We start from the raw sequence: 26,623 nt of genomic DNA, 5'->3' as shown, positions 1-26,623 counted from the left end.
GCGCGTGGAGACGAGCGTCTCGCTGTTGTGCCTGCCGTGCGCGGGTGCCAGCGCCACGATGTACCTGCGCTGGCGCCGCCTGCTGCCGAGCTGGATCCGCGTCGTGCCGGTGGAGTTGCCCGGCCGTGGGAGCCGTTCGGCCGAAAGCGCGCTCCGCGATTTCGACAGCCTCGTTGCGCAGGTCTGCGCGGAGCAGGCCGACGCCATGCGCGGCAACTTCGCGATCTTCGGCCACAGCATGGGTGCGCTGCTGGCCTACGGCATCGCATGCCGGCTGCGCGCGATGGGGCGCGAATTGCCCGTGGCGCTGCTTGCCTCGGGCAGCTCTGCGCCGAGCCGGCGTGACCCTGCGCGCTTTGCCGGAAAGACCGACGACGCGTCGCTGATTGCCGACCTGCGCAAGCAGGGCGGAACGCCCGAAGAAGTGTTTGCCAGCGCGGAGTTGATGCGCATCACCCTCGACGTGCTCGGTGCCGACTACCGCGTGTGCGAAGGCTTTCGCCATGCGGACGAAGCGCCGCTGCCGGTGCCGCTGCATGTGTTTGCGGGTCATCACGACGACATCGAAGCCGAGCGCATTCACGCCTGGTCGGCCGAGGCGGGCGGCGTCTTCACGCTCGAGTGGTTCGACGGCGGCCACTTCTTCATCCGGCAGCAAGAGGCGGCCTTTCTGGCTGCGCTCTCGCAGCGCCTCGGTCAGGCCGTCGCGGGAGATCGCCATGCGACTCATGCCCTGGCCTGATCCGTTGGCCGAGGGCATCGAGGTCTATCGCCTCGACTTCGACCTGGCCGCCGAGCCTGAGGCGGCGCGGCAACTGCTGACCCCCGCCGAGCGCGCCAAGGCCGACAGGTTCGCAAGAACCGCCGACCGGGTGCGCTTCACGGAAAGCCGCGCTGCGCTCCGAAGCCTGCTTGCGAAGCACGTGGGCTGCGAGCCCGCCGAAGTGCCGCTCGCATCGAGCGCGCACGGCAAACCGCTTATCGAGCTCGCAGCCGGTGCTGCGCCGCCGTTCAATATCTCGCATTCGGGTGCTCACGCGCTCATCGCTCTGGGCGATGCGCGGACGGTGAGCGAGGTGGGTGTCGACATCGAAGAGTGCAGGGCCGAAGTCGACATGGAGGCTATCGCATCGCTGGCTTTCAGCGATCGCGAATTCAATGAAGTGCGCAATGCCGCCGATCGGCCGCGCGCGCTCTACAGCCGTTGGGTCGCGAAGGAGGCGGTGCTGAAGGCCGTCGGCGTTGGCGTGGCCGAGCACCTGAAATCCATCGGCATCCACTTTGATGCGGAGGGGCGGATCGCCCTCGAATCTGCTGTTCCCGGATGGACAAATTTTCAAGCCGTGGCGCTCCAGGCGCCGCCCGGCTATGCAGCCGCCCTCGCGTGGCGCGCAAAGGAATCGACATGACTGAAATGCCGCAAAAGGCAAACACGCTGCCGAAGAATTTCGTGACGCATTTGCGCACGCTCGCGAGCACGCGGCCGGACGACATCTGGCTGACCGTGGCCGGCACGGTGAACGGCGAATTGCATGAAGAGCCGATCAGCTATGGCGTGTTCGAGCGCCGCGTGCGCGCACTTGCGGCGCGGCTCCAGCAGCAGCTGGCCAAGGGTGAGCGCGCGCTCATCATGCTCGACAACGGCGACCACTACGCGGTGTGCATGCTGGCCTGCTTCTACAGCGGCGTGATCGCGGTGCCGGTGTTCCCGCCCGAGTCGATGCGGCCCCAGCATCTTGCGCGGCTCACCGGCATTGCCGCGGATTCGCAGGCCCGCTGCGTGCTGACCTCGACCGCCATTTCGCACGCGATGAATGCAGCCAGCGAATTTGCCGATGCGCAAATCATCGCTGTCGATGCGGTGGACGCGGCGCTCGCCGATGAATGGACACCCTTCGACCCCGCCGACGGCGATATTGCGTTCCTGCAATACACCTCGGGCTCGACCTCTGCGCCCAAGGGCGTGATGGTGACGCACGGCAACCTCATTGCCAACGAAATCGCCATGACGCACGGCATGGACGTGAGGCCGGGAGACAAGTTCGTCTGCTGGGCGCCGCTGTATCACGACATGGGGTTGATCGGCGGGCTGCTCCTGCCGCTCTTCAACGGCATTCCGCTGGTGCTCACTTCGCCAGGGTACTTTCTCGAGCGCCCGGTGCGATGGCTCGAGCTTATCTCGCGCCACCGCGCCACCCACAGCGGCGGGCCCGACTTTTCGTTTCGCCTGTGCCTGGAACGCGTGAACGATGCGCGGCTTGCGCAGCTGGATCTTTCGAGTTGGCGCGTGGCCTACACGGGCGCGGAGCCGGTGCGCGCGGATACCGAGATGGAGTTCATCGAACGCTTCGCGCCCGCGGGATTCGACCCCGGCGCGGCCTATCCTTGCTACGGCCTTGCGGAAGGCACCCTGTACGTGACCGGGAGCGTGCGCGGCGGCGGCATGGTGACACGCACCTTCTCTTCCGATGCCCTGGCACAAGGAGCCGGCATGCCGGCCGGCGAAGGCACCGTGCTGGTCGGCTGCGGCGTGGCGGCGCCGGGCCATTGCGTCGAGATCGTCGATGTAGAAACGCTCTCGCCCGCGGCACCTGGAAGGATCGGTGAGATCTGGACCAGCGGCCCGAGCATCTGCCTGGGCTACTGGGGCAAGGAGCGCGAAACGCGCGAAACCTTCGTGGAGCGTGACGGCGATCGCTGGCTGCGCACCGGCGACCTCGGCTTCATGCACGAGGGCCAGCTCTACGTCACGGGGCGGATCAAGGACCTGATCATCGTCCGCGGCCACAACATCTATCCGCAAGATATCGAGCGGCTCATAGAAGCCGAGGTCGACGCGGTGCGCAAGAGCCGCGTCGCCGTCTTTGCGGTGCAGGGCGCGGACGGCGAAGGTATCGGCGTCGCGGCCGAAGTGTCCCGCAGCATGCAGAAGCTGGTGCCGCCGCAGGCGCTGGTCGATGCGCTGGGCGCCGCGGTCAGCGAAGTGTTCGGCGAACCTCTGTCGGTGGTGCTGCTGCTCAACCCGGGCGGCCTGCCCAAGACCACCAGCGGCAAGCTGCAGCGCAGCGCGTGCCGCGCGGGCTGGAAGGACGGCACGGCCGATGCCTACGCCGTTTACCAGTTCGGAGTCTTCGTGCGAGGCGGCCCCGCCGAAGCAGCCATCGAAGCGCCGCTCGACGAGGTCGAAATGGCGCTCGCCGCCATCTGGCGGGAGGTCTGGAAGCATGGCGACGATCGCCCGCTCGGGCGCGATGCGCACTTTTTCAACCGGGGCGGGAGCTCGCTCACCGCCACGCAGGCAGCATCGCGCATCTCGGCGCATTGGCAGATCGATTTTCCGGCGCGAATGCTGTTCGAGCAGCCGCGCCTGCAGGCGTGCGCAGCGGCCATTCGCCAACTGCAGGCGCAGGGCCTGCGCCCGAAGCACGCGCCGCTGCCTGTGCTTTCGGCAGAGCGCCGGCTGTTGCCGATGCCGCTTTCGCACGCACAAGAGCGCCAGTGGTTCCTTTGGCGGATGGACCCGCAAAGTGCGGCGTACCACGTGAGCGGTGCGCTTCGCCTCACGGGAGCGCTCAACGCCGATGCCTTGCGCGCCGCGGCGGACGACCTCGTTGCACGCCACGAATCGCTGCGCACGGTGTTCAGCGCCGCGGCCGACGGCAACCCGGAGCAATGGATAAGACCTGCCGGTGAGTTGCCGATGACGCTCCTCGACTTGCGCCGCCTCGATGCCGGCGAGCGCGACCGGCAACTGGCGGAACAAACACGGCGCCTCAAGGCCGAGCCCTTCGACCTGACGCAGGGCCCGCTGCTGCGCGCTGCGCTGATCCGCACTGCCGACGAGACCCATGTGCTCGCAGTGGTGATGCACCACATCGTTTCCGACGGCGCCTCGATGCAGTTGCTCATCGATGAGCTGGCCGCGGGCTATGCCGCGCATCTGGGTACAGAAGAGCCCAGGCGCCTGCCCGCGCCGCGTATTCAGTATGCGGACTACGCACTCTGGCAGCGCGACTGGCTTGCGACCGGCGAGGGCGAACGGCAGCTGGCCTGGTGGCGCGCGCAGCTCGGCGACGCGCATGAAGTGCTGGACCTGCGCACCGACCATCCGCGCAGGCCGCAGGCCGGCTACAGCGCCGCGCGGCATGCCTTCGAGTTGCCGGGCAGCCTGCTGGCCAAGCTGCGCGGCCTGGCCGATGCGCAGGGCGCCACGCTTTTCATGGTGCTGCTCGCGGGCTTCCAGTCGCTGCTGCACCGTTACACGGGGCAGCAGGACATCCGCATCGGCGCGCCGATTGCCAACCGCAACCGCATGGAAGCCGAAGGCGTGGTCGGGCTGTTCGTCAACACCCTGGTGCTGCGCAATTCCATTCACGACCGCCTGAGCGCATCGCGCGTGCTGGCGCAGGCCCGCGAGGCCGTGCTGGGCGCGCAGGCCAACCAGGACCTGCCTTTCGAGCAGCTGGTGCAGGCGCTGCAACCCGAACGCAGCCTGAGCCAGACGCCCTTGTTCCAGGTGATGTTCAATCACCTGTTCGAAGACTTCCGCGCATTCTCGAAACTGCCCGGCGTCACGGCAGAGGACCATGCATTGCCCGATCTCGCGGCCCAGTTCGATCTCACGCTCGAAGCACGCGAAAGGCCCGAAGGCCAGCTGTCGTTGTCGGTGATCTATGCGGCTGAGTTGTTCGAGCCGGACACCATCGAGCGCATGGCCGGCCACTATGTCGCCACCCTGCAGGCAATGGCCGACAACCCCGATCAGCCGGTAGGCGACATCGAGTTGCTCGGTGCACCCGAGCAGGTGCGGTTGGCGCAATGGGGTGTGAACACGCACCGCGAGCCGCAACCCGAGCCCGTGCACCGCATGATCGAGCGGCAGGCGCGAACGCAGCCCGATGCCACCGCACTGCTCTTCGCCGACGAGTCGCTGAACTTCGCCGAGCTGAACCGCCGGGCCAACCGCCTCGCGCATCGGTTGATCACGCTCGGCGTCAAGCCCGAAGTGTTGGTGGGCATTGCGATGGAGCGTTCCGTCGAGATGGTGGTGGCGATCCTCGGCGTGCTCAAGGCCGGCGGCGCCTATGTGCCGCTCGATCCGGAATACCCGGCGGAACGCCTGGCCTACATGGTGCAGGACAGCGGCATCGGGCTGCTGCTCACGCAGTGCAGCCTTGCCGATTGCGTGCCCGACCGTCGCGCATTGACCGTGCTGGAAGTCGATGCTGCCAACCTCGGCGGCGAGCCCGACAGCGATCCGCACGTTGCCCTGCACATCGAGAACCTTGCCTACGTCATCTACACCTCGGGCTCCACCGGCAAGCCCAAGGGTGCGGCCATACGCCACGGCGCGCTGCACAGCTGCATGGTGTGGATGCAGGACATGTACCGGCTGACGCGCGATGACACCGTGCTGCACAAGGCGCCGTTCGGCTTCGACGTGTCGGTGTGGGAGCTGTTCTGGCCGATGACCTCCGGCGCGCGGCTGGTGGTGGCCAACCCCGGCGACCATCGCGACCCGTCCCGGCTGGTCGAACTGATCCAGCGCCACCAGGTCACTACGCTCAACTTCGTGCCGTCGATGCTGCAGGCCTTTTTGGCGCACGAGGGCATCGAAGCCAGCACGCGCCTGCGCCACATCATCTGCGGCGGCGAGGCGATGCCGGCCGAAACGCAGAAGGAAACGCTTGAGCGCTTGCACGGCGCGGGCCTGCAAAACCTCTACGGCCCGACCGAGACCACCATCCATGTCACGCACTGGGCCTGCCGCAATGATGGCCAGAGCCAGGTACCCATCGGCCGGCCGATCAGCCACACCAGCACCCATGTGCTGGATGCCAGCCTGAACCTCGTGCCGCAGGGCGTTGCAGGCGAGCTGTACCTGGGCGGCATCAGCCTGGCCCGGGGCTACCTGAAGCGGGCCGGCTTGAGTGCGGAGCGCTTCGTGGCCGATCCCTTCGACAGCGAAGGCGGCGGAAGGCTCTACCGCACCGGCGATCTCGTGCGATGGAACGCCGAAGGGCAGCTGGAGTACCTCGGCCGCATCGACCATCAGGTGAAGATCCGCGGCTTGCGCATCGAACTCGGCGAGATCGAGGCACAGCTTCTCGCGCAGCCTGCCGTGCGCGAAGCCGTGGTCGTGGCGAAGGAAGGCCCGGCCGGCTTGCGCCTCGTGGCTTACCTCGCGGCGCATGCGGATCACATCATCGACACCGCCGCGCTCAAGGAGCGCCTTGCACAGGTGCTGCCCGACTACATGGTCCCGCGTGCCTTCGCGGTGCTCGACAGCCTGCCGCTCAACGCCAACGGCAAGGTCGATCGCAAGGCGCTGCCGGAGCCTGTGTTCGCCAGCGAGCTGGCCTATGAAGCACCGCAAGGCCAGGTGGCGCAGACCTTGGCTGGCGTGTGGTCCGAGGTGCTGAAGATCGGGCAGGTCGGGCAGCACGACAACTTCTTCGATCTCGGCGGCCATTCGCTGCTGTTGATTCGCGCGCATCGCCTGCTGGAAGACCGGCTGCAGATTGCAATTCCGGTTGTCAACCTTTTCAAGTACCCCACCATCGAATCGCTCGCCCGTTGGATCGAGCAGGCACCGGCCGGTGCCGCGTCGTCCGCGGCCGCTGCCGCAGCTGGCGACGACAGGGCGCTGCGCCAACGCGCCGCCATGCTTCAACGCCGCAAGGCCACAGAGAGAGTCAACTGATGTCTGCCTTTCAAGAACTCTCCGAAGCTACAGGCATCGAGATCGCCATCGTCGGCATGGCCGGTCGCTTTCCGGGCGCCGACGATGTGGATGCTTTCTGGCGCAACGTGCAGGGCGGTGTGGAGTCGGTGTCCCGCTTCACGGACGATGAGTTGCGAGCGCGCGGCGTGCCGCAGACCCTGCTGGACGACCCCGAGTACGTGAAGGCCGGCGTCAAGTTCGACGGCGTGGACCAGTTCGACGCCGGCTTCTTCGGCTACACGCCGCGCGAAGCCGAGACTCTCGATCCGCAGCAGCGCATCTTCCTGGAATGCGCCTGGGCGTCGCTCGAGCACGCAGGCTGCGACACCGCGCGCTGGCCCGGCAAGGTCGGCGTGTATGCGGGCGAGGGCACCAACCTGTACCTCATCCGCAACCTGCTTCCGTCGTTCGGCCTTGGCGCGGAGAGCGGCATTGCTGACCTGCTGGGGCTGATGAACGGCAACTCCGGCGGGTCGCTCTGCACGCGCGTGGCCTACAAGCTCGACCTGCGCGGCCCCGCGGTTACCGTGCAGACCGCCTGCTCGACATCGCTTGTCGCAGTACACACCGCGTGCCAGGCCCTGCTGGGCCACGATTGCGACATGGCCTTGGCCGGCGGCGTGTGGCTCAACCTGCTGCAAGAAGGCGGCTATCGCTACCAGTCCGGCGCCATCCTTTCGCCCGACGGCCACTGCCGCGCCTTCGACGCAAAAGCCGCGGGCACGCTCATCGGCAGCGGCGCGGGCGTGGTGGTGCTCAAGCGGCTGGACGATGCGCTTCGCGACGGCGACACCATCCATGCGGTGATCAAGGGCTCGGCCGCCAACAACGACGGCGCGGGCAAGGTGGGCTTTACAGCGCCCAGCGTGGACGGGCAGGCCGAAGTCATTCGCGCGGCCCAGCTCATCGCCGGCGTGGCGGCAGACACCATCGGCTATGTGGAAGCGCACGGCACCGGCACCACGCTGGGCGACCCGATCGAGATGGCCGCACTGACCCAGGCGTTTCGCGCCGATACCGAGCGGCGCGGCTTCTGCGCCATAGGCTCGGTAAAGACCAACATCGGCCACCTCGACGCGGCCGCCGGCGTGGCAGGGCTCATCAAGGCGGCGATGGCGCTCAAGCACCGCGTGCTGCCGCCAAGCCTCAATTTCGAACGGCCCAATCCGCAGATCGATTTCGCGGCTAGCCCGTTCTACGTGAACACCGAAGCGCGCGCCTGGGCCGAGGGCCGCGTGCCGCGCCGTGCGGGCGTGAGCTCCTTCGGCATTGGCGGCACCAACGTGCACGTGGTGCTCGAAGAAGCGCCGGCCGTCGCAGCGAATGCGGCAAGGGCGCCGGCCTGGCAGGTCCTGCCCCTGTCGGCAAAAAATGAAACGGCGTTGGCGCAAGGCCGAACGCAACTTGCGGCGCACCTGCAGGCACAGCCCGCACTGGCCTTGCACGACGTGGCGCACACCTTGCAAACCGGGCGCCGCACCTTCGCATGGCGCAGCGCCGTGGTCGCAAGCGATACGCAGATGGCCGCGCAAATGCTGTCTTCGCCAGGCGGCACGTTCCGCAAGGCACCGGCCACCGCGCCCGAGGTGGTGTTTCTCTTTCCGGGCAGCGGCAGCCAGCATGCCTTCATGGGCGCTGCGCTCCACAGCGAAAGCGCCGTGTTCCGCGTGGCACTCGATCGCTGCATCGACTTGCTGCGCACGCAGGGCGGCATCGACCTGCAGCCGCTGCTCTTCGCGGCAGCGGATGAAGAAGCATCGGCGAACGAGCGCCTGTTCCACATCGAGGTCGCGCAGCCCGCGCTTTTTGCCGTCGAATATGCACTGGCGCAATGGTGGCTGCACTGCGGCGTGAAGCCCGCGCTGATGATGGGGCACAGCCTTGGCGAATACGTCGCAGCTTGCGTGGCCGGCGTGTTCTCGCTGGAAGATGCGCTGCGCATCGTCGCGCAGCGTGCGCGCCTTGTGCAGGCGTTGCCGGCCGGTGCCATGCTCTCGGTGCCGCTGGCCGAATCCGCGCTCGCGCCTTTCCTCGAGATGGGGTGCGACCTTGCGGCGGTGAACGGAGAGCAGCTCTGCGTGCTGGCGGGCACGCCCGAAGCCATTGCGCGCGCGGAGGAAGAACTGCGCGCGCGCCAGCATTCGGCGCGCCGCCTGCATGTTGCCGTGGCGTTCCATTCGCGGCTCGTCGATCCGGCCGTCGCCGCACTGGAACAGCTGATTGCATCGGTGCCGCGCCATGCACCGCGCATTCCGTTCATCTCCAACCTCACCGGCCTGCCGATCACCGCACAAGAGGCCACCAGCCCCGCGTACTGGGGCAGGCATCTGCGCAACACGGTTCGCTTTTCCGAAGGCCTGGGCCATATCTTCAGCAAGCCCGGACGTGCGGTGCTCGAAGTCGGCCCCGGCGAAACGCTGGCCGGGCTCGCCCGCCAGCATCCGGGCGCCAGCGCAGCCGCAGGCATCTGGGCCAGCCAGGCCCATGCGCAGCAGACCGCGCGCAACAGCCAGCAATTAGCAAATGCGGTTGCGGGCCTGTGGACGGCCGGAGTCGACATCGACTGGGCTGCGAACCAGGAGGGCGGCCAACGCCGCCGCCTGCCTCTGCCGACCTATGCCTTCCAGCGCCAGCGCTACTGGGTGGAGCCGGGCAAGACCGCACCGCCTTCTTCGCCAAGCGCAGACGCCGACATTCTTTATGCACCCCACTGGCAGCGAAGCACACCGCCAGCGCCCTCCGAAAAACCTGCGGAGCGAACAGGCAGCACGCTCATCCTGGGCGATGCCGACAGCTTCACCGACCGGCTCGCACGCACGCTGCGCGAGCGCGGCGAACAGGTGGTGCTGGCATTGCGAGGCCCGCGCTTCGCGCGCACCGCGCCGCGGCAATACACCCTGCGGCAAACCGAGCGCGCCGACCATGAAGCGCTGCTGCGCGAAGTGGAAGCCGAGGCAGGCCCGGTGCGGCACATCCACCATCTGTGGAGCCTTGACGGCGGCCGGCCCGCGCCGCCGCATGCGGACGCTTTGGAGAATGGCTACTTCAGCCTGCTCGCGCTCGTGCATGCGTTCGACGCCCTGGGCTTGCCGGGCCGTGCTCCAACGGCTCTGACCATCGTCACCGATGGCCTGGAGGACGTCTCCGGCACCGAGGCGCTGGTGCCCGCGAAGGCAACCCTGCTGGGCATCGCCAAGGTCATGGGCCAGGAATATCCGTCGGTCTCCTGCCGCGTGATCGACGTGGTGGTGCCCGCATCGGAAAGCGCGGCCGAAAGCGATCTGGCGCGCCGCGTCGCCGACGAGGCGGTGTCTGCGCAAGACGATTTCGTGGTGGCCTATCGCGGGCCCCACCGTTGGCTCAAGAGCTACGAGCCGTTGCCCAAGCAGGCCGCCACGCAGCGCTTGCGCGAAGGCGGTGTGTACCTCATCACCGGCGGAATGGGCGGTGTCGGTCTTGCGCTCGCGCGGCACCTGAGCCGCGCATGGAAGGCACGCCTCGTGCTGCTCGGCCGCACGCCGCTGCCCGCGCGCGGCGACTGGGAGCGCATTGCCGCATCGTCCGGTGAGCCCGCTGCACTGCGGCGCAAGCTGCGGCAGCTGATCGAACTCGAAACGACGGGCGCGCAGGTGCTGACGGTCACGGCGGACGTGACCGATGCCGCGCAGCTGCGCGATGCCCTCGCGGCGGCGCATGCGCGCTTCGGCGCCGTCAACGGAGTGGTTCACGCGGTGATGGACCCGGGGCTCGGCATGATCGCCCAGCGCACCCGCGCCCAGGTGGAAGCGGCGTTCGCCCCCAAGGTGGCGGGCACGCGCGAGCTGCTTGCAGCCCTGCGCGAAGAGCCGCTGGACTTCGTGCTCTTCTGTTCTTCCATTGCCAAGCTCGCCGGCGGGCTGGGCCGCAGCGACTATGCGGCTGCCAATGCCTATCTCGATGCACTGGCTGCGGCGCACCGCCGCACATCGGCGCTGCCGGTGTTTTCGGTCAACTGGGATGCATGGCGCGATGTGGGCTCAGCGGCCGACATGGACCTGCCGGAGGGCGTCGGCCTGGACGAGCGCACCGGCGTGCTCGCCTTCGAACGCATCGTCAACGGCCCCGACCTGCCGCAGACGGTGGTGTCCGTTTCGGCTCTCGCGCCGCGCCTTCGTCCGTTGGGCAACCTGCTGGATGCGGTGGAGGCCCAGGATGCAGCGGGCGCCCCATCGGTGGTATCGGTGGGCGAAGCCCGTGCCAGCCATTCACGCCCCGCGCTGCCCACCGCGTATGCCGCCCCTGAAGGCGAACTGGAAGAAGGCCTGGCTGCGCTGTGGACCGAGGCACTTGGCATCTCGCCCGTGGGCGCGCACGACAACCTGTTCGAACTCGGCGGCGATTCGCTGCTGGCCATTCGACTGCTGTCCCGCGTGCGCAAGGCTTATGGCGTCGAGCTGCAGCCTGCCGATTTCTTCAAGGCGCCGACCGTGGCCGAGCTGGCCGCATTGATCGAACTGCGGCTGATCGAAGAGATCGAGCGCGAGGCCGAGGCCACCGCAGACCCACAACCGGCAACAGACCGCATCACCGCAAGTTTTTCATCATGAGCGAGACATCTCACCTTTCCGAACGTCGCGCGCGCCTGTCGCCCGAGCAGCTGAGACTGCTGCAAAGCCGGGTGAAGCAGGGCGGCAATGCGGCACCCGCGCGCGATAGCATCGTGCGCGGCCACAACGCCGGCCCCGCCCCCGTTTCCTTCGCGCAGCAGGGCCAATGGTTCCTGTGGCAGCTGAACCCCGCCAATACGGCGTACCACGTCGGCGGCGGGCTTGGTTTTTCAGGCCCGCTCGATATCGGGGCGCTGCAGGCTGCAATGCAGTCGCTCACCGAACGCCACGACGCATTGCGAACCGTGTTCGCTTCCGGCCCTGAAGGCCTGCCGGAGCAGCGCGTTCTGGAAGAGGTTCGAATCGACATTCCTTTCGCCGATCTCAGCGTGCTCGACGCGGCCGAGCGAGAGATCCGCTACGACGAAGCGGTGGCTCGGGTATGCCGCATGCCTTTCGAACTGACGACCGGCCCCTTGCTGCGCTGCGCCTTGCTGAAGATGGCGCAGGGCGAGCACCAGCTGCTGCTCATGATGCATCACATCATTTCCGATGCATGGTCCGTCCAGCTCATGCTGGACGACCTTGCGCAGGCTTACGCCTTGCGAGTGCAGGGCCTGCCGGACACCCGAGCCCAGCCCGAGATCGGCTACGTCGACTTCGCGCTGTGGCAGCGCAAGTGGCTCGAAGAAGGCGAAGGGGAACGGCAGCTCGCCTACTGGCGCAAGCGCCTCGGCGCGAGCCAGCCGGTGCTGGCGCTGACCACCGACCGGCCGCGTTCCGCCGAAGCCCGCTACAGCGCTACGCAGTATTCGCTCGACATACCGGCCGGCCTCGCAGAGGGGCTCAGGCAGCTTTCGCGCGCGCAGGGCGGTACCTTGTTCATGGCGCTGCTCGCGGCCTTTCATGCGCTGCTGTTCCGCTACACGGGCCAGAACGAAATTCGCGTCGGCGTGCCTGCCTCGGGCCGCGGCCGGCCGGAGACGGCGGGCGTCATCGGCGTCTTCATCAACACATTGGTGCTCGATGCGCGCCTTGCCGCGCACACCAGCCTGGCGGACCTCCTGGCGCAGGTTCGCGACACTTCGATCGAAGCGCAAGCCCACCAGGACCTGCCGTTCGAACGCCTGGTGCAGGCCCTGCGCGCGGAGCATGGGCACGGCGCCGCGTCGCTGTTTCAGGTGATGTTCAACCACCTGGGGCAAGGGGACCAGCCGCTGCGGGGCTGGCCCGACCTGAGCGTGCGGCGCATCGACCTGGAGCAGCGCGCCGCCCCCTTCGAGTTGACTCTGGAAACCATCGAGCGCGAAGACGGCGGCATTCGGGCCAACTTTCGCTATGCGGCCGAACTGTTCGAGCCGGGCACCATCGCGCGCATGGCGGGTCATTACCAGCGCGTGCTCGAAGCGCTGGTAAAGCTGCCGGCAGCGAAGCTTGGCGAGCTGGAGCTGCTCTCCGACGCAGATCGCGCCCAACTCGCGCAGTGGGGCGTCAACACGCATCGCCGCGGCGAAGCGCAAACGGTGCATCGCATCATCGAGCAACAGGCGGCAGAAATTCCCGATGCCGTTGCCCTGGTTTTCAACGATGAAGTTCTGAGCTACGGCGAATTGAACCGCCGGGCCAACCAACTGGCACACCGGCTGATGCAAGAGGGCGTTCGCCCTGAGGTAAAGGTCGGAGTGGCGCTGGAGCGCAGCATCGAGCTGGTGGTCGGCCTGCTCGCAATCCTGAAGGCGGGCGGCGCCTATGTGCCGCTCGACCCGGAGTACCCCGTCGATCGCATTGCCTACATGGCCGAGGACAGCGGCCTTGCGCTGGTACTGACGCAAGAGCGCCTGAAAGAGCGGCTGCAATTGCAGGCCGGCGCGCCGGTGCTCGCGCTCGACACGCTGGACCTTGGCGGCTACCCGGAGGCCGATCCGGCGGTGGCGCTCGGCAGCGACAACCTGGCCTATGTGATCTACACCTCGGGTTCGACCGGCAAGCCCAAGGGCGCGGCCAACCGCCATGGCTCGCTCTACAACCGGCTGGTGTGGATGCAGCAGGCCTATGCGCTCGGCGAAGCGGACACCGTGCTGCAGAAAACGCCGTTCAGCTTCGACGTGTCGGTGTGGGAGTTCTTCTGGCCACTGATGTTCGGCGCCAGGCTGGCCGTCGCCAACCCCGGCGATCACCGCGAACCGGCGCGGCTCGTGCAGCTGATTCGCGCGCATGAGGTGACCACGCTGCACTTCGTGCCATCGATGCTGCAGGCCTTTCTTGCCCACCAGGGCGTGGAGGCTTGCACCAGCCTGCGGCGCATCGTCTGCAGCGGCGAGGCCTTGGCCGCAGAAGCGCAGAACGAGGTCTTCAGGCGATTGCCGCAAGCCGCGCTCTACAACCTGTATGGCCCCACCGAGGCCGCCATCGACGTGACGCACTGGCGCTGCCGCGACGACGGGCGCACCCAGGTGCCGATCGGTCGGCCGATCGACGACACGCAAACCTATGTGCTCGATGCCGAAATGAACCTGGTGCCACCAGGCGCCGCGGGCGAGCTTTACCTGGGCGGCGCCGGGCTTGGGCGCGGCTACGTGCGCCGTGCCGCGCTCACTTCCGAACGCTTCGTGGCCGACCCTTTCGACAGCGAAGGCGGTGCAAGGCTCTACCGCACCGGCGACCTGGTCCGCTGGAGCAGCGAGGGCCAGCTCGACTACCTGGGCCGCATCGATCACCAGGTGAAGATCCGCGGATTCCGCATCGAACTGGGCGAGATCGAGGCGCAACTGCTTGCCCAACCCGAGGTGCGCGAGGCCGTCGTCGTGGCAAGCCAGGGCACGGGCGGCGCGCGACTCGTGGCCTATGTGTCGGCGCAGGCGGAGCACGCCATCGATGCGGCGCGCCTGCGCGAACAACTCGGCCGCGCATTGCCCGACTACATGGTGCCGGCGCTCTTCATGGTGCTGGAGACCCTGCCGCTGAACGCCAACGGCAAGGTCGACCGAAAGGCGCTGCCCGAACCCGAGCGCGCGAGCGCCCAGGCCTACGAGCCGCCGCAAGGTGCCAGGGAAGAAGCGCTCGCAGCCATATGGGCCGAGGTGCTCGGCGTGCAGCGCGTGGGCCGCCACGACAACTTCTTCGAACTCGGCGGGCATTCGCTCATGTCCGTGCAGGTGGTGGCCCGGGTGCAGGGCGCCATGCATGCGGACCTCACGGTCTCAGATATTTTCAGGCAGCCGGTTCTCATGGACATGGCCGCGCTCATTGCCGATGCCGGCGAAAGGAAACCCGTGGCCCAGTCTCTTTCGGACATCGACGCCTTCATGGACAGCCTGGAGATCGCTTGATGGACATCACGGCCACGCACGACCAGATCGGCAAGCGCTTTTCGCGCCTCAACCCGGCGCAGCGCCGGGCGGTGTACCAGAAGATCCGCGCCGAGGGGCTGACCATCGGGCAGTTTCCGATTCTCCAGCGCGACGAGGCAGCGCGCGTCGCCTGCGCGCCCTCGTATGCGCAGATGCGCCAGTGGTTTCTCTGGCTGTTGGAGCCGGGCAGCTCGGCCTACCATATCTCGGGCGCGCTGCGGCTCCAGGGCACGCTCGACCGGGACGCGCTGCAGGCGAGCTTCGATGCCCTGATCGAGCGGCATGAATCGCTGCGCACGGTGTTCCGCGCGAATGCCGAAGGCCTGGTCGAGCAGGTGGTGCAGCAGCGTGCGGGGCTGGACATTCCGCTCATCGACCTGGCGGCGCTTCCGGCCGGCGAGCGCGATGCAAGAGCGGATGAAGAAGCGCGGCGCATCGCCGAAACTCCCTTCGACCTGACCGCCGACCAGCTGCTTCGCGTGGCGTTGATCCGGCTTCGTGACGAGGAACATCTGCTCGTCGTCGTGATGCATCACATCGTGTCCGACGGATGGTCGCTCAAGATTCTTGTGGACGAGTTTGCGGCACACTACCGTGCGCGAGCCAACGGGCAGCCGGCGCCGTTGCCGCCCTTGCCAATCCAGTATGCCGACTACGCCGTATGGCAGCGCCACTGGCTGGAGGCCGGCGAGAAAGAGCGGCAACTCGACTACTGGAAGGCGCATCTCGGCACCGAGCACCCGGTGCTGCAGCTGCCGACGGATCACCCGCGGCGCCCGGACGGCCGGTACCGCGCGGCGCGCCATGACGTGGCGTTGCCGCAGCCACTGGCCGACGCGCTGCACAAGCGCGCGCAGGCCCAGGGCGCGACGCTCTTCATGGTGCTGCTCACGGGACTGCAGGTGCTGCTGCACCGCTACACCACGCAGCAAGACATTCGCATTGGCGTGCCCATTGCCAACCGCCACCGTGTGGAGGCTGAAAAGGTCATCGGCTTCTTCGTCAACACGCAGGTCCTGCGCAATGTGCTGAACAGCCGAACGAGCCTGCTGCAGGCATTGGAAGCCACGCGCAATGCAGCGCTCGGTGCCCAGTCGCACCAGGACCTGCCTTTCGAGCAGTTGGTGGAAGCCCTGCAGCCCGAGCGCAGCCTTGGCACCGCGCCGCTGTTCCAGGTGATGTTCAACCACCAGCGGCGCGACCTTCGCGCGCTGCAAGAGCTGCCCGGGCTGAGCCTGCAAGACCATGAACTGGGCGGCCAGGCTGCGCAGTTCGAACTCACGCTGAGTGTCATCGAAGACGCGCAAGGCCGTGCGCAGGCCAGCTTCCATTACGCGCAAGAGCTGTTCGATCCACAGACCGTGGCGCACATGGCGGGGCACTACCTGGCCGTGCTCGGCGCGCTGGCCGCAAACCCCGCACAGGCGGTGGGCGACATCGACCTGCTCGCGCCCGCCGAGAAAGAACGGCTCGCGCAGTGGGGCGTCAACGCACCCGCAACCCAGGGCAGCGAGCCGGTGCACCGGCTCATGGAGCGGTGGGCCCATGAGCGCCCCGATGCCGCGGCGCTGTTGTTCGGCGACGAAGCATTGAGCTACGGCGAGCTCGACCGCCGCGCCAATCGCCTGGCCCACCGGCTCATCGCGTTGGGCGTGAAGCCCGACACGCGCGTCGGCATTGCCGTGGAGCGCTCCTTCGACATGGTGGTCGGCCTGCTCGGCATCCTGAAAGCCGGCGGTGCCTACGTGCCACTGGACCCGGAGTACCCCGCGGACCGGCTGGCCTACATGGTTGCCGACAGCGGCATCGACCTGCTCGTGACGCAAAGCCATGTGAGGGCACGGATTCCGTCCGGCGAGCACGTGCGCGTTCTGCAGCTCGACACGCTCGATCTGCAAGCCGAGCCCGTGCATTCGCCCGCCGTTGCGGTGCATGCCGGCAATCTCGCCTACATCATCTACACCTCGGGTTCGACCGGCATGCCCAAGGGCGTGATGGTTTCGCATGGCCCCTTTGCCGCCCATTGCGTTGAAACGGCCGTGCTGTACGAAATGGGGCTGCACTCCCGCGAACTGCACTTTCTGTCGTTCTCCTTCGACGGCGCGCATGAGCGCCTCTTCACGGCCCTGTGCTGCGGCGCCTCGCTGCTGCTGCGCGATGCATCTCTTTGGACCGCCGAGCAGACGCTGGACGCGATGCAGCGCCACGGCGTTACCAACGCGGGCTTTCCTCCCGCCTACCTGCGCCAACTGGCCGACTGGGCGCGCGACACCGGCCATTGCCCGCCGGTGCAGCTGTATTCCTTCGGCGGCGAGGCCATGTCGCGCGAAGGCTTCGATGCCGTGCGCCGGCACCTGAAGCCCGAGCTGCTGATCAACGGCTACGGGCCTACCGAAGCGGTCGTCACGCCGATGCTGTGGAAGGTCGATGGCGCGGCGAGCTTCGAAGAGGGCTATGCGCCCATCGGCCGGCCCGTGGGCGACCGCAGCGCGCGCGTGCTCGATGCAGACCTCAACCTTGTGCCGCGCAACGTGGCGGGTGAGCTGTACCTCGGCGGCGAGGGGCTGGCGCGCGGCTACCTGCACCGCGCCGCGCTCACCGCGGAGCGCTTCGTGGCCGACCCCTTCGACGCGAACGGTGGCCGCCTGTACCGCACCGGCGACTGGGTGCGCTGGCGCGACGACGGCCAGCTCGAGTACCTGGGCCGCATCGACCACCAGGTGAAGGTGCGAGGTTTCCGCATCGAGCTTGGCGAGATCGAGGCGCAACTGCTGGCCCGGCCCGAAGTGCGCGAGGCCGTGGTGGTCGCGCGCAGCGGCCCGGCCGGGGCGCGGCTGGCAGCCTATGTGTCGCTGAACGCCGGGCAGCCCATAGGCGCAGCGGCATTGAAGGAGCAGCTCGCGCGCGCATTGCCGGACTACATGGTGCCTTCGGCCATCGTGGTGGTCGATGCGCTTCCGATCGGCCCCGCCGGCAAGGTCGATCGCCAAGCCCTGCCTGAACCTGAACTCCCGCAGGACGACAAGGCCTATGAACCGCCGCTCGGCGAGGCTGAAGAGGCGATTGCCAAGGTATGGCGCGGCGTGCTCGGTCTTGAACGGGTGGGCCGCAACGACAACTTCTTCGAGCTGGGCGGCGACTCCATCCTGAGCCTGCAGATCGTGGCGCGGCTGCGCCTTGCGGGCTGGAAGGTGAGCCCCAAGCAGATCTTCGAGCGGCAGACCGTGGCGCAGCTTGCAGGCGCGGCCGAACCCGTTGGCGATGCAAAGCGCATGGCTGCCGGTGATGCGGCAGGCGAGGCGCCCCTGCTGCCATTCCAGCACGCGTTCTTTGAGATGCAGATGCCGGTGCGCAACCACTGGAACCAGGCGGTGCTGCTGAGGTGCCGCGAGCCCTTGCAGCTGGCCGCCTTCCGGCAGGCCTTGCTGGCCGTGGTGCGGCACCACGACAGCCTGGGCCTGCGCTACAGCCAGGACGCCGAAGGTGCATGGCACCAGCACTACACGGCAATGTCCGACAACGAACTCGCCGAACTGCTGTGGGTGCGCAAGGCACGCGATGCGGGGCAGCTCGAAGCGCTCTGCGACGAGGCGCAGCGCAGCCTCGACCTGGCGCGCGGCCCGTTGCTGCGCGCGCTCGCCGTCGAATTGCCGGACGGCGAATTGCGCCTGCTGCTCGCCATTCACCACATGGTGGTCGACGGCGTGTCGTGGCGCATCCTTCTGGAAGACCTGCAGGATGCGTATCGCCAGAGCCTGGCGGGCCGAGCCGTTGCGCTGCCCGCCAAGAGCAGCAGCTACAAAGACTGGACGACTGCATTGCAGGGCTATGCCGCAAGCCACGCCGACGGAATCGGCCATTGGGCGACGCTGGCGGATGCCCACGCCAACCTGCCGTGCGCTCATCCCGACGGATCGAACACCGCAGCCGACCAGCAGACCCTCGAAGTGCGGCTGGACGCGGCGACGACGCAGGCGCTGCTGAAGGACGCACCCGTGGCCTATCGCACGCAGGCCAATGACCTGCTGCTGACGGCGCTCGGCCGTGCGCTGTGCGCATGGGCCGGCCATGACAAGGTGCTGGTCGATCTTGAAGGCCATGGCCGCGAAGACCTGTTCGGCCACATCGACCTGTCTCGCACCGTCGGCTGGTTCACCACGCTGTTTCCGGTTGCGCTCGATCCGCTGGGTGAACCCGGCGCTGCCATCAAGCGCGTGAAGGAAAGCCTGCGCGCCATTCCCGACAAGGGCATTGGCCATGGCGTGCTCAAGTACCTTGGCGACCCCGCGCAACAGCAGGCGCTACGGCGGCTGCCCCGGGCGCAGGTGGTCTTCAACTACCTGGGCCAGTTCGACGCCGGCTCCGATGAGCGCTCGCATTGGCTGCTGGCCGACGAGGCGAGCGGCGCCCCGGTGGACGGCGGCGCACCGCTGACGCACGAGTTCGCCGTCAACGGGCAGGTGCACGAAGGCGTGCTGGCGCTGCGCGTGAGCTACAGCCAAGCCCGCCACGACCGCGGCGCCGTCGAAGGCTGGGTGCGGCGGTTCCAGCAGGAACTCGAAGCGCTGGTAGCGCATTGCACCAGCGGCGCACATGGCGTCACGCCGTCGGACTTTCCGCTCGCCCGCATCGGCGCGCAGCAACTCGATGCCCTGCCGGTGCCGCTTTCCAACCTGGCGGACCTGTACCCGCTTTCGCCCATGCAGGCGGGCATGCTGTTCCACACCCTGTACGCACCCGGCGGCAGCGCCTACGTCAACCAGCTGCGCGTCGACATCGACGGGCTCGACGTTGCGCGCTTCAAGGCCGCATGGCGTGCGGTGCTGCAGCGGCACGACGTGCTGCGAACCGGCTTCCTGGCCGGCGAACCGGCCTTGCAATGGGTCGCGCGGCATCTCGAGCTTCCGATGGCCGAGCATGACTGGCGAGACCGCGCGGACGCCGCCGGTGCGCTCGACGACCTGGCGCAAGCGCAACTCGCGCAGGGCTTCGACCTGGCGCAGCCCCCGCTGATGCGCTTCGTGCTGGTTCAGATGCAGGGCGGCAAGCACCATTTCGTCTGGACCATGCATCACCTGCTGCTGGACGGCTGGAGCACCTCGCAGCTGATGGGTGAAATGCTGCGGCATTACGCCGGCGAAGCCCTCGCAGCGCCGGGTGGCCGCTATGCGGACTACATCGCATGGCTGCAGACGCGCGACGGAAAAGCCGACGAGCGCTATTGGCGCGAGCAGCTGGCGCGCATTGATGGGCCCACGTGGCTGGCCAACACCCTGCCCAAACCGCGCGACGCGCGCACGGGCCATGGCATGCATCGCTGCGAGATCGACGCGCACCGCACCCGCGCGCTGGCAGGAGCAGCCAAGCGCGAGCGCGTGACCCTCAACACGCTGGTGCAGGCCGCATGGGCGTTGCTGCTGGCGCGCCACACGGGGCAGCGCACGGTGAGCTTTGGCGCCACCGTGGCGGGCAGGCCGGTGGAGCTGCCCGGCGCGCAGCAGATGCTGGGCCTGTTCATCAACACGCTGCCGGTCATTGCCACGCTTGAGCCGGCACAGCGCGTGGGCGACTGGCTGCGCGAACTGCAGGCGCGCAACCTCGGCGCGCAGGATCATGAGCACACGCCGCTCTATGAAATACAGCGCTGGGCGGGGCAGGGCGGGCAAGACCTGTTCGACAGCATCGTGGTGTTCGAAAACTATCCGCTCGACCAGGCGCTGAAGCAGGGCGCGCGCGACAGGCTGCGCTTCGGCGAGGTCTGGAACCGGGAGGAGACGAACTACCCGATGACGCTCTCGGTCAACCAGGGCGAGACGCTGATGCTGAGCTACAGCCACGCGCGCAACCAGTTTGGCGATGCGCTCGTGCAGACCCTGGCGCGCCGCATGGAGCAACTGATCGAAATGCTCGCGGCATCGCCCGGTGCGCATGTGGGCGACATCGGCCTGCAGGACGAAGGCAACGCAACGCTGTCGCCGGCCCGACCCGCGGAGCCCCTGCATGCCGCCGACGTCGCGCAACCCGTGCACCGCTGGTTCGAGCGGCAGGCCGCCGTGCATCCGGACGCGACGGCGGTGGTCTTCGGCGATGAAAGCCTGAGCTACGCGGAGCTCGACGCACGCGCCAACAAGGTCGCGCACCGGCTCGTCGGTCTTGGCGTGGCGCCCGAGGTGAAGGTGGGCATCGCGGTCGAACGCTCCATTGAAATGGTCGTGGGGCTGCTCGGCATCCTGAAGGCAGGCGGCGCCTATGTGCCGCTCGACCCCGAGTACCCCGCCGATCGCCTGGCCTACATGATCGAGGACAGCGGCATTCGCCTGCTGCTCACGCAAAGCCATGTGCAGCCCGGGCTTGCGCTACCGGGCGATGTGCGCGTGCTGGCGCTCGACGATGCCAGCCTGGATGCTGCGCCCGCGCATGCACCCCAAGTGCAAGTGCATGCGGACCATCTCATCTACGTGATCTACACCTCGGGCTCCACCGGCCGGCCCAAGGGAACGCAGCTGACACACCGCAACGTGACGAGGCTGCTGGACTCGACGCAGCCCTGGTTCGGTTTCGGCGCGCAAGACGTGTGGACGAACTTCCACTCGTACGCCTTCGACTTCTCGGTGTGGGAAATCTTCGGTGCGCTGTGCACCGGCGGCAAGCTGGTGGTGGTGCCGTTCTGGGTCAGCCGCTCGCCCGACGATTTCGTGGCGTTGCTGCGCGAACAGCAAGTCACCGTGCTGAACCAGACGCCGTCTGCTTTCCGGCAATTGATTCACAGCGCGGCGCTTGCCGCGGGCGAACGGCTGCCGCTGCGATGCGTGATTTTCGGTGGCGAGGCGCTCGAGCCGGAGAGCCTGCGGCCGTGGATCGATCGCTTCGGCGACCGGCAGCCGCAGCTCATCAACATGTACGGCATTACCGAGACCACCGTACACGTGACCTACCGACCGATCGTGCGCGCCGACCTCGACGAACAGAGCAGCCCGGTGGGCGCCTGCATTCCAGACCTTGGCATGTGGGTGCTCGATGGTGACCTCAACCCGCTGCCCGTTGGCGTGGCGGGCGAGCTCCATGTTTCGGGCGCGGGCCTGGCGCGCGGCTACCTCAATCGCGCGGGGCTCAGTGCGGAGCGTTTTGTGGCCGCGCCCTTCGGCCCTGCGGGAGGGCGGCTTTACCGCACCGGCGACCTGGTGCGCTGGCGCAGCGACGGCCAGCTCGACTACCTCGGCCGCATCGACCACCAGGTGAAGATCCGCGGCTTCCGCATCGAGCTTGGCGAGATCGAGGCGCAGCTGCTGGCGCAGCCCGAAGTGCGAGAGGCGGTGGTGCTGGCAAAAGAGGGCGCGGGCGGCACGCGGCTCGTGGCCTATGTGTCCGCGCGCGCGGGCCAGGCGGTGGATGCTGCAATGCTGCGCGAGCGGCTGCTGCGGAAGCTGCCGGACTACATGGTGCCCGCGGCGCTGATGGTGCTCGATGCCGTGCCGCTGAACGCGAACGGCAAGGTCGACCGCAAGGCGCTGCCCGATCCGGAGATTGCCGGCGGCGGCGCCTATGCAGCACCGGTGGGAGATGTGGAGAGCGCACTCGCCGCCATCTGGGCCGAAGTGCTCGATGTGGAACGCGTGGGCCGGAGCGACAACTTCTTCGAGCTGGGAGGCCACTCGCTGACCCTGTTGGCCGTGCAGGCCAAGGTGCAGAAGCAGCTTGCGGTGCAGTTGCCGCTCAAGCGCTATTTCGAAAACCCGACGCTGGCCGCAATGGCGGGCGCCGTGCAGGAAGAGGTCGGCACAGCCGCGGCCGCGGGCTCGGAAGACCTCGCGCAGATGGCCGCGATGCTCGACCTTCTGGAGGATTGATGGAGATCGACAAGAACAGCATTGCGGACCGCTTTGCGCGCCTGCCCCGCGAAAAACAGAAGGCGTTTCTCGGCCTGCTGCAAAAGCAGGGCGTGGACTTTGCCAGGCTGCCCATCGTGCCCCTGCCGGCCGGAACGAAGGCCGAACTTTCCTATGCGCAACTGCGCCAGTGGTTCCTTTGGCAGCTGGACCCGAAGAGCACGGCGTACCACATCTCCGGCGCGCTGAAGCTGCACGGGGCGCTCGACGTCGATGCGCTGAAGAACAGCTTTGCGGCACTGCTGGAGCGCCACGCGTCGCTTCGCACGGTGTTCAGGCCGGATGCGCAGGGGTTGTGCGAACAGGTTGTGCAGGAGCGTGTGGATCTCCACATCGCGGTGATCGACGTGGCCCGCGGGCCCGGCGATGCGGAGGCGCGTGCGCGAGAAGAAGCCCGCCGCCTAAGCGCGACGCCTTTCGACCTCACAACGGGTCCGCTGATGCGGGTGGGGGTGATCCGGGTTGCACCGCAAGAGCACGTGCTCGTGCTCGTAATGCACCACATCGTTTCCGACGGCGGCTCGCTGCATCTGCTGGTGGGTGAGTTCGTCGCGCAGTACCGTGCGCGGGTGCTCGGCGACCGGGTGGACCTGCTGCCCCTGCCGATCCGCTATATCGACTACGCGGCATGGCAGCGCAACTGGCTGGAAGCCGGCGAAAAAGACAGGCAGCTTGCCTACTGGACCGAGCGCCTGGGCATCGGCAACCCGGTGCTGCAGCTGCAGGCGGACCACAGCCGCCGGCCGAACGGCCATTACACCGCGGCCAGGCACGGCGTCGATCTTGCGCCGGAGCTGGTGCAGGCGTTGCACAAGCGCGCGCCGGGCGGGGCGACGCTCTTCATGGTGTTGCTGGCGGCTTTTCAGGCGCTGTTGCACCGCTACAGCGGGCAGCAGGACATTCGCGTGGGCGTGTCGGTGGCCAACCGCCATCGCGCGGAGACCGAAGGCATCATCGGGCTCTTCGTCAACACGCAGGTCATGCGCAGCACGGTCGAAGGCCGCATGAGCCTGGCGAAGGTGCTCGCCCAGGCGAAGGAAGCCGCCATCGGCGCGCAGGCGCACCAGGACTTGCCTTTCGAACAGCTGGTGGATGCGCTGCAGCCCGAGCGCAGCCTGAGCGTGAACCCGCTGTTCCAGGTGATGTTCAGCCACGACCGCACCGACTCCCGCACGCTGAAGCAGTTGCCCGGCCTGGCGCTCGAAGACTATGCGCTGGCCGCGCCTGTGGCGCAGTTCGAACTGGTGCTGAACACCAGCGAAGACGCCGATGGGCGCTTGCATGCGAGCTTCATCTATGCGTCGGAGCTTTTCGAGCCCGGCACCATCGAACGCATGACCGCGCACTATGTGGCGATGCTCGGTGCGCTGGCTGATGACGAAGGGTGTGCGCTGGGCGACATCGCGCTGCTCGGCGCCCCCGAGCAGGCCCAGCTCATCGCCTGGAGCGTGAACCCCCATCGCGAGCCGGCTCCCGAGCCCGTGCACCGCCTCATCGAGCGCCACGCCCGCCAGCAGCCCGAGGCCATCGCGCTCCTGTTCGCTGACGAGGCACTGAGCTTCGCTGAACTGAACCGCCGTGCCAACCGCCTCGCGCACCGCCTCATCGCCCTGGGCGTGGGCCCCGAGGTGCTCGTGGGCATCGCCATGGAACGCTCCGTCGAGATGGTCGTCGCCATCCTGGGCGTGCTCAAGGCCGGTGGCGCCTACCTGCCGCTGGACCCCGACTACCCCGCCGAGCGCCTGGACTACATGGTGCGGGACAGCGGCATCGAGCTGCTGCTGACGCACCGCGCCACGCGCGACTGTCTCGACGACCGCAGCAGCCTCACCACCCTGAAGATCGACAGCCTCGACTTCAGTGGCGAGCCAGAGGCGGATCCGCAGGTCGCCCTGCACGGCGAGCACCTCGCCTACGTCATCTACACCTCCGGCTCCACCGGCAGGCCCAAGGGCGCCGCCATCCGCCACCACGCCCTGCACAGCTGCATGGCCTGGATGCAGCGCACCTATGGCCTCACCCGCGACGACACCGTGCTGCACAAGGCCCCCTTCGGCTTCGACGTGTCGGTATGGGAGCTGTTCTGGCCCCTGACCGCCGGCGCCCGCCTCGTGGTGGCCCAGCCCGGCGACCAGCGAGACCCGGCCCGGCTGGTCGCGCTCATCCAGCGCCACCAGGTCACCACCCTGAACTTCGTGCCCTCCATGCTGCAGGCCTTCCTGGCGCACGAAGGCATCGAGGCCAGCACCCGCCTGAAGCACATCATCTGCGGCGGAGAGGCCATGCCCGCCGAGACCCAGAAGGAGACCCTGCAGCGCCTCCATGGCGCCACGCTGCAGAACCTGTACGGCCCCACCGAGACCACCATCCATGTCACGCGCTGGACCTGCAGGGACGACGGCCAGAGCCTGGTGCCCATCGGCCGCCCGATCACCGACACCCAGGCCTACGTGCTCGATGCCGAGCTCAACCTGGTGCCGCGCGGGGTGGCCGGTGAGCTGTACCTGGGCGGCGTGAGCCTGGCGCGGGGCTACCTGAAGCGGCCCGGCCTGAGCGCCGAGCGCTTCGTGGCCGATCCGTTCGATAGCGAAGGCGGGGGCCGGCTCTACCGCACCGGCGACCTGGTGCGCTGGAACGCCGAGGGGCAGATCGAGTACCTGGGGCGCATCGACCACCAGGTGAAGATCCGGGGGCTGCGCATCGAGCTGGGGGAAATCGAGGCGCAGCTGCTGGCGCAGCCCGAGGTGCGCGAGGCGGTGGTGGTGGCCAGGGAGGGGCCGGGCGGGGCGCGGCTGGTGGGCTATGTCTCGGTGCATGCCATGCAAGCGGGGCAGGCCATCGACACCGCGGTGCTCAAGGAGCGCCTGGGCCGGGCGCTGCCCGACTACATGGTGCCGCGGCTGATCATCGTGCTCGATGCCTTGCCGCTGAGTGCCAATGGCAAGGTGGAGCGCAAGGCGCTGCCGGAGCCTGTGTTCGCCAGTGAGCTTGCGTATGAAGCGCCGCAAGGCGATGCCGAAGAGGCGCTGGCTGCCATCTGGCGCGAGGTGCTGGGCGTGGCGCAGGTGGGGCGCGGCGACAACTTCTTCGAGCTGGGCGGCGATTCGCTCCTGAGCCTCAAGCTCATCGCGCGCATTCGCAAGCAACTGCCCGGCGGCAGCCACCTGGGCCTGGCCGATGTGATGCAGGCCGCAAGCCTGCGTGAGTTGGCCGCGCGCGTGAACCAGCGGGCCGAGAGCGCAAACGACGCCGTGTGCCTGCATGCCGGCGGCGCGGGCGTGCCGCTTTTCTGCCTGCCCGGCCTCATCGTCAACTCGCGCGAGTTCCAGCCGCTGGCGCGCGCGGTGCAAGGCGACCGGCCGGTGTATGCCTTTGTGAGCCACGTCTACACGCGCAAGCGCTGGCGCGGTTTTGCCATTCGCGAGCTTGCGGCCGAGTATGCGGATTTCATCGTCAAGACTGCCACCGGCGGCCGGTGCGCCTTGCTGGGCTGGTCGCTGGGCGGCGACCTGGCTTTCGAAGTGGCGCGGCAACTGCACGGCCGCATCGAGATCGTGTTCTTCGGCGCGGTCGATGTGTTCGAGTCGGAGCCGATGGTTCCCCAAGGCAGCTTGACGCCGGCGCAGCGCGCGCAGGCCGACGAGGTGCTGGCCGCTTGGCTTGCAAGGTCGGACATGGCGGCGCAATGGAAAGAGCTGTTCGCCCGCATGACCGATGCAGAACAGGCCTGGGTGGCCGAGCAACTGCTGGCCCCAGCCTGGGTGTCGCCGCTCGACGGTGCGGGCGACGAGGCTTATGAGTACCTTCTGTGGGCCACGCTCGACAGCCGCGTGCAGTCCGCGCACTACGCCCGCTGCGCGCAGGCCAAAACCGACCTGCCCGTGGAGGTGTTCCATGCCGAGCGCTCGCTGCAGGCGCCGGGTGTGCTGCGCCGCTGGCCGGAGCGCGCCCGCGTGCTCTCGACCGAGGTGGTGCCGCGAACCGGGCACCTGGACATCATTCGCGATGCACAGTTCGGCGCCACGGTAAAGAACCGCCTGCTGGCGCTCGACGCGGCCTAGCGGCTAGGCTCCGCAG

At 67.9% G+C, this 26,623-nt stretch carries 7 protein-coding genes; all 7 read left to right on the top strand.

Annotation, left to right across the window (positions count from 1 at the left end):
• The first annotated feature begins 4 nt into the window (after positions 1–4).
• Genes M0765_RS01565 through M0765_RS01535 form a run of 7 tightly spaced genes read left to right on the top strand, consistent with a single transcriptional unit; the run spans position 5 to position 26,607 of the window.
• Positions 5–742, top strand: coding sequence for a thioesterase II family protein (locus M0765_RS01565; protein WP_258501612.1), 738 nt, complete (start codon positions 5–7; stop codon positions 740–742).
• Positions 720–1,409 (top strand): 4'-phosphopantetheinyl transferase family protein, encoded by a 690-nt coding sequence (locus M0765_RS01560; RefSeq protein WP_258501611.1) that lies wholly within the window; start codon positions 720–722, stop codon positions 1,407–1,409. Before M0765_RS01565 ends, M0765_RS01560 begins: the two co-directional genes overlap by 23 nt.
• Complete coding sequence (locus M0765_RS01555; RefSeq protein ID WP_258501610.1) at positions 1,406–6,703, top strand: non-ribosomal peptide synthetase; 5,298 nt, start codon at positions 1,406–1,408, stop codon at positions 6,701–6,703. Before M0765_RS01560 ends, M0765_RS01555 begins: the two co-directional genes overlap by 4 nt.
• Positions 6,703–11,310 (top strand): type I polyketide synthase, encoded by a 4,608-nt coding sequence (locus M0765_RS01550; RefSeq protein WP_258501608.1) that lies wholly within the window; start codon positions 6,703–6,705, stop codon positions 11,308–11,310. The genes M0765_RS01555 and M0765_RS01550 overlap by 1 nt, the downstream gene beginning before the upstream one ends.
• On the top strand, positions 11,307–14,639 hold the full coding sequence (locus tag M0765_RS01545) for an amino acid adenylation domain-containing protein (protein ID WP_258501606.1): 3,333 nt from the start codon (positions 11,307–11,309) through the stop codon (positions 14,637–14,639). Before M0765_RS01550 ends, M0765_RS01545 begins: the two co-directional genes overlap by 4 nt.
• Complete coding sequence (locus M0765_RS01540) at positions 14,639–22,507, top strand: non-ribosomal peptide synthetase (RefSeq protein ID WP_258501605.1); 7,869 nt, start codon at positions 14,639–14,641, stop codon at positions 22,505–22,507. The genes M0765_RS01545 and M0765_RS01540 overlap by 1 nt, the downstream gene beginning before the upstream one ends.
• Entirely contained in the window at positions 22,507–26,607 is a 4,101-nt protein-coding gene (locus M0765_RS01535) for an amino acid adenylation domain-containing protein (protein ID WP_258501604.1), read from the top strand. The genes M0765_RS01540 and M0765_RS01535 overlap by 1 nt, the downstream gene beginning before the upstream one ends.
• Positions 26,608–26,623: the final 16 nt, after the last annotated feature.

Source organism: Variovorax sp. S12S4 (assembly GCF_023195515.1).
Lineage (GTDB): Bacteria > Pseudomonadota > Gammaproteobacteria > Burkholderiales > Burkholderiaceae_C > Variovorax.
Note: the sequence above shows the minus strand (reverse complement) of the source record. Positions and strands in the feature narration are given on the sequence as shown.

Bases quoted from the DNA above. Each gene is read 5' to 3' on its own strand.
- M0765_RS01560 (WP_258501611.1), top strand. From the start codon at position 720: ATGCGACTCATGCCCTGGCCTGATCCGTTGGCCGAGGGCATCGAGGTC.
- M0765_RS01555 (WP_258501610.1), top strand. From the start codon at position 1,406: ATGACTGAAATGCCGCAAAAGGCAAACACGCTGCCGAAGAATTTCGTG.
- M0765_RS01550 (WP_258501608.1), top strand. From the start codon at position 6,703: ATGTCTGCCTTTCAAGAACTCTCCGAAGCTACAGGCATCGAGATCGCC.
- M0765_RS01545 (WP_258501606.1), top strand. From the start codon at position 11,307: ATGAGCGAGACATCTCACCTTTCCGAACGTCGCGCGCGCCTGTCGCCC.
- M0765_RS01540 (WP_258501605.1), top strand. From the start codon at position 14,639: ATGGACATCACGGCCACGCACGACCAGATCGGCAAGCGCTTTTCGCGC.
- M0765_RS01535 (WP_258501604.1), top strand. From the start codon at position 22,507: ATGGAGATCGACAAGAACAGCATTGCGGACCGCTTTGCGCGCCTGCCC.